This window comes from Bradyrhizobium sp. LB14.3 (assembly GCF_040547985.1).
In the GTDB taxonomy this organism is placed as follows: Bacteria; Pseudomonadota; Alphaproteobacteria; order Rhizobiales; family Xanthobacteraceae; genus Bradyrhizobium.
This window is the reverse complement of sequence record NZ_JBEPQT010000074.1, coordinates 1-5,189: the sequence shown is the minus strand read 5'-3', so window position 1 is coordinate 5,189 and position 5,189 is coordinate 1. Positions and strand designations below refer to the sequence as shown.

Genomic DNA, 5,189 nt, shown 5'->3' with positions numbered 1-5,189 from the left:
GCCCATTGGGCGTCAGTCAAAACGAATCGGTCCATCCCAAGCTTGAATCACAACCAAGCCCCGATGAGAATCCTGAATCCCAACAGACCCTAGGCGGTCGCGCGAATTTGCAATGCGATTTCCGGAGAGCGAGTTCGTCTCCGATGTGCCCCTATTGTGCCCGGTTTTTTTTGGGGCACGCAGCGAGGGAAATAAGCGGATAAGTCATTGATTTCATGCTAAAAATGGTGGGCGCACAAGGGATCGAACCTTGGACCTCTCCCGTGTGAAGGGAACGCTCTCCCGCTGAGCTATGCACCCGGGACCATCATGCAGGCCGGACTTTCGGCCGGCCGGCGCATTGGAGCCCGCGATTTAGAAGTGCGGGCCGAAGGTGTCAAGTTTTGAGGGCGCCTCAAGGCCCGAAAACCTTCCAGAGACGGCGCAATCCGGCAGTGAGACCGTTTTGGGGCCGCCTACGCGCCCTGCTGGCGGGCGCGGGAGGCGTGGGCCTGGAGCGCGCGGATGCGTTCGGCGAGTGTTCCGCCGCCTTCGGGCAGGGTGCCTGCGGCCGTGCCATTGGTCGCGGCGTCATTGGCCGGGCGCGGCGTCGGCCTCGGCGGCTGGCCGGCCTCGGCCGCAAGCAGGGCCTCGATCGGCGAGTTCGGGCCTTCGAGCTGCATCGCGAGCTTTGCGACCTCGGCTGCGATGTCGTTGATGCGCTCGCGCAGCAGCGCGTTCTCCATCCGCTCGGTCGCCCAGGAGCTCTCAGCCTGCTGCTGGATCGCGTTGATGTCGCGCTGGAGCTTGGCGCGCTCGTCGCGGGCGGTGCGGAGTTGCTCCTCCAGCGCGGTCTTTTCCGCGCGGAGCGATTCCATTGCGGCCGACGATTTGCCGCCGCTCAACGCTGCGATCTCGACGCGCAGCTCCTTGACGGTGCGCTCGTTGCCCTCATTGGCCTGGCGGAGCTGGTTATTCTCGTAGTCGCGCTCGGCAAGCAGCTTGCCCTGCGTGGCGAGGCGGCCTTCGAGGTCGGTGACGCGGCCCGCCAGCATCTCGGCTTCCTTGACCTGCACGATGAGCTGCCGATCGAGCTCGTTGACGCGCTGGCTCAGATTTTCGACGCGGCCGCGGGCGTCGCCAAGCTCGCGCGAGGCGGTCTCGGATTCGGTGCGTTCCTGCGTCAGCCGCATCTGCGTTGCGGCAAATTCCTTCTCGGCGTCGCCGACGCGGTTTTTCAGCTCTTCGATCTGCGCACGGACCGCGACCAGCTCGACCTGGCGGCTCTCGGCCATCATCGAGCGGTCGGACAGCTCGGAATTGATTTTTGCCAGCTCGCCCCGCTTGTCGGTCAGCGCATTCTCGGCGGCGCGCAGGGCCTCGGTCTTGGTGTTGAATTCCTCTTCGGTGGCGCGGAGCTGCTCCTTCACCGCCTTCTCGCGCGCCTCGAGCGCGAAAATCGTGGCGTTCTTCTCGCCGAGCTCGATCTTCATGCGGTTGATGGCGTCGCTCTTCTTGCCGAGTTCGGCGAGCTGGCTCGTGGTCTTGTTCTTGAGCTGGTCGACGCTCATCTCGAGCCGTCGCGCCGACATGGCGAATTCGGCGCGGAGCTGGTCCTTGTCAGCCTGGATCTCGGCCATCGACAAGGGCGTGGCCGCCTCGAGCCGGCGCGTGGTCAGGCGCACGGCGCGGTTATGCACCAGCGGCACGATCGCAAGCCCGCACAGCATCGAGAGCAGGAAACCGATCGCCAGGTACATGATCGGTTCGACCATGGGCCAGAACTCCGAAAGCTAAGGAAAAATTTACCAACGACATTGCATGCGGGGCCGGCAAAAAGCCAGCCCCGACATGTCGTTAACCTTGATCCGTCGCCGGAGGGGAAAGCGGAACGCTAGAACGGGTTCCAGGTCGCGCGCGGGGTGAATTTCAAATAACCGATATTGGCTCCCAGCCGCAGGCCGAGGCCCGAGCGGATCGGCACCAGCACGATGTTGTTGGCGGTGAGCGCCGTCATGCCGAAGCCGCCGATGATGTAGGCTGAGCCGTCGAGGCCGGCGAAGCGCTGATAGATCGCATTGGTGGCGGGCAGATTATAGACCAGCGTCATGGTGCGTGCGCCGTCGCCGCCCCAGTCGAAGCCGAGCGAGGGGCCCTGCCAGTAGACGCGCAAATCGCCGGCGTTCTTGGTGTAGAGCGTGCCTTCGCCGTAGCGCAGGCCGGCGACGAAGGCGCCGGAGCCTTCCTCACCGAGGATATAGCCGTTGGGCAGGCCCCATTGGCTGACCGCCTTCTCGATGATCGAGGCAAGACCGCGCGAGACGTTGCCGAAGAAGCGATGGCCGGCGTTCACGAGTTCGTCCGGCCCATAGGTGCTGGGCGTCTGGGTCCGCTGCGGCGGCGGCAAATTGGGTGGCGCCGCCTGCTGGGCGGCGGCCGGCACGATCAAGCCAACCATCGCGGCAAGCGCGAACGCAGCAAGGCGTGATGCGAAAGTCATAAAAGAACCCCTGGTAGCGAAACCGGTCGCTTCCTTAACCTGACGCCAACAGGCGCGGCTCTAGGTTGCGCCGAATGTCCCCTCGACTCGGATGTTATCCGCAGCAACTATGACGGCACAACGGCAGGAAGCCAGCCCTTTGCGCCCCGGAATTGCCTTGATCGGCCTTCTGGTCTGCTTGCTGTCGGGCATCTGGATCATCTGTCCGGGGTTGCCGGCGCGGGCGGCCACCACCGAGCGGATCGTCGTCAATCGTTTCAACGGCGTAGCGATCGAGGGCTTCGACCCCGTGGCCTATTTCGTCGATGGCTCGGCCGTGCAGGGCACGGCGGAGTTCGAAGCGAACCTCTGGGACGCTGTCTGGCGGTTCCGGAACGAGGGCAACCGGGCCTCTTTCCTGGCCCATCCCGAGATCTACGGACCGCAGTTCGGCGGCTATGATCCGGTCGATATCGCCCGCGGCGTGACCGTCGCCGGCAATCCGCGCTTGTTCGTGATCGCGGCGCAGCGGCTTTATCTGTTCAGCCGGGAATCCAATCGCGACGCCTTCGCCGCCAATCCCGAGCGCTTCCTCCATGAGGTGGGCAAGCGCTGGCCGGCCCTCCAGGACAAGCTCAGTCAGTAGCAACCACCGCCTGCGGGTCGCCCCAGGCGATGAACGCCGGGATGATGAAGCCGCCATCGTGGCGCTCGCCGAAGCGGAGTTCGCCACCCCTGCCGTCGGTCACCCTGCCGCCGGCCGCGGTCACGACCGCGCAGCCGGCCCCGACGTCCCACTCACAAGTTGGCCCGAAGCGGGGATAGATGTCGGCGCTGCCCTCCGCGATCCGGCCGAATTTCACGGCCGAGCCGACCGTCTTTCGCACCGCATTGGGCCGGCCATCGATGAATGCCTCGCTTTTGGGATCGCCGTGCGAGCGGCTCACCGCCGCGATCCAGGGCTCGCCCGGCGTCGGCAGCTTGCGGGTATGGATCGGTTCGGTCGCGCCGATGGTCGCGCCGCCAAAACTCACCCGCTCGGCGCCACGGCCAACGATGCCGCGCCAGAGCAGCCCCAGCGCCGGGGCGCTGACGATGCCCAGCAGCGGCACGCCTGATGTCACGAGGGCAAGGTTGACGGTAAACTCGTCGCGTCCGGCGACGAACTCCTTGGTGCCGTCGAGCGGGTCGATCAGGAAGAAACTGTCGTGGAACGGCGGCGAGGCGAGCTGGGTCCGCTCTTCCGAGAGCGTCGGGATATCGCCCGCAAGCTGCGCCAGGCCGTCCGCGATGATGCGGTCGGCGGCAAGATCGGCCTCGGTCACGGGTGAGCCGTCCTGCTTGCCGTCGACCCGCATCGCCGCGCGGTTGACCGCGAGGATGGCCTCGCCGGCCTTCACCACCAGGGCGGTGAGCGGCTCCATCAGGTGGGAGGCGGCCGCGCCGTCGATGATCCGCTTCACCTGCATGCCTCATTCATCGGCGATTCCATCCCTACTCGAGTGATTCGCCGCGGCTTTATGGCCGCTTCGAGCCGATCGCAAGCTAGCTGCCACGGGCTTGCGAATGTTAGAACCCGCGGCATTCGTCAAGCATGCGTGATTCGCCGCGTCCGCGCCGTGCAATTCCAGGAACCCTTTATGTCTGACGCTTCGTCACCCGCCACCGCTACCGCTCCAGATGCGCTCGAACTCGCTGCGCTGCTGTGCTCGCGGGTTTGCCACGATCTCATCAGCCCTGTCGGCGCCATCGTCAATGGGCTCGAAGTGCTCGACGACAACCCTAAGCCCGACGACCGCGAGTTCGCGCTCGACCTGATTCGCAAGAGCGCGAAAACCGCCTCCGCGCGCCTCCAGTTCTGCCGACTCGCCTTCGGGGCGGCCGGCTCGTCCGGCGCGCAGATCGATCTCGGCGATGCCCAGACCATGGCGCGCGGCCACATCGAGGACGGCAAGTGCTCGATCACCTGGAATCTGCCGCGGATCCTGATGCCGAAGAATCGCGTCAAGCTGCTACTCAACATGCTGGTCGTTTCGCAGCACACGATCCCGCGCGGCGGCACGCTGACGATCGACCCGATCGGCGAGGGCGAGACGATGAGCTTCCGCATCACCGCGACCGGACATAATGCGCGCCTGCCGCAGAACATCTCCGAGCTCCTGAGCGGCGAGCGCGGCCCGGCCGCGGATGCGCATGCGATCCAGCCTTATTACACGCGGCTGCTGGCAGAGGCTTGCGGGCTCACCGTGAGGCTTGCGCACGAAGGCGAGGCCATCACCATAATCGCTTCGTAGGCACGAAGCCGCTCTCAAACGTTAATCGAATCTTTACGAGGCGCTTCGGCTTGTCCGGAGCGCCTTATCTCTTTGTTGGTTCCGTTCTTTTGCACATACTCAACCATTATTAAACGCTTTGCGGTGAAGCTGGCCTCATTCCGAAATGGCGCATCACGTCACGTGCGCGCCCTCCCTGTATGAAGGCCTGTTTTCATGGATGATCTGTTGCGGGAGTTTTTGACGGAAACCGGCGAGAGCCTGGACACGGTGGACAATCAGCTTGTGAAGTTCGAGCAGGAGCCGAACAACGCCAAGATCCTGGATAATATCTTCCGCCTGGTCCACACCATCAAGGGCACGTGCGGCTTCCTCGGATTGCCGCGCCTGGAAGCGCTGGCGCATGCCGGCGAGACGCTGATGGGCAAATTCCGTGACGGCATGCCGGTGACCGGGCA

Annotated in this window: 6 protein-coding genes and 1 tRNA gene; 3 read left to right on the top strand and 4 right to left on the bottom strand. The window is 64.7% G+C overall.

The features are described 5' to 3' along the window. Positions 1–225: 225 nt before the first annotated feature. From ABIB00_RS38735 to ABIB00_RS38725, 3 genes are all read right to left on the bottom strand, one after another. Positions 226–300, bottom strand: a tRNA-Val gene (locus ABIB00_RS38735). Between the two features lie 155 nt (positions 301–455). Beyond that, a complete protein-coding gene (locus tag ABIB00_RS38730; protein ID WP_354107977.1) occupies positions 456–1,754 on the bottom strand; it encodes a coiled-coil domain-containing protein in 1,299 nt (432 codons plus the stop codon). Between the two features lie 119 nt (positions 1,755–1,873). Then, positions 1,874–2,479, bottom strand: coding sequence for a DUF1134 domain-containing protein (locus ABIB00_RS38725; protein WP_247344767.1), 606 nt, complete (start codon positions 2,477–2,479; stop codon positions 1,874–1,876). A 139-nt stretch (positions 2,480–2,618) separates the two neighbouring features. On the opposite strand from ABIB00_RS38725, the gene ABIB00_RS38720 reads away from it, so the two are divergent. After that, complete coding sequence (locus tag ABIB00_RS38720) at positions 2,619–3,104, top strand: YHS domain-containing (seleno)protein (RefSeq protein WP_354107978.1); 486 nt, start codon at positions 2,619–2,621, stop codon at positions 3,102–3,104. Here ABIB00_RS38720 and ABIB00_RS38715 read toward each other — a convergent pair. After that, positions 3,094–3,927 (bottom strand): 3'(2'),5'-bisphosphate nucleotidase CysQ family protein, encoded by an 834-nt coding sequence (locus ABIB00_RS38715; RefSeq protein ID WP_354107976.1) that lies wholly within the window; start codon positions 3,925–3,927, stop codon positions 3,094–3,096. The two genes, ABIB00_RS38720 and ABIB00_RS38715, sit on opposite strands and share 11 nt — an antisense overlap. A 171-nt stretch (positions 3,928–4,098) precedes the next feature. Here ABIB00_RS38715 and chpT point away from each other — a divergent pair, with 171 nt between their 5' ends. Continuing rightward, complete coding sequence (chpT, locus tag ABIB00_RS38710) at positions 4,099–4,752, top strand: histidine phosphotransferase ChpT (RefSeq protein ID WP_247344761.1); 654 nt, start codon at positions 4,099–4,101, stop codon at positions 4,750–4,752. Positions 4,753–4,947: 195 nt separating this feature from the next. Next, positions 4,948–5,189: Hpt domain-containing protein (locus ABIB00_RS38705; RefSeq protein WP_354107975.1), on the top strand; the 242-nt coding region annotated here is incomplete at its 3' end.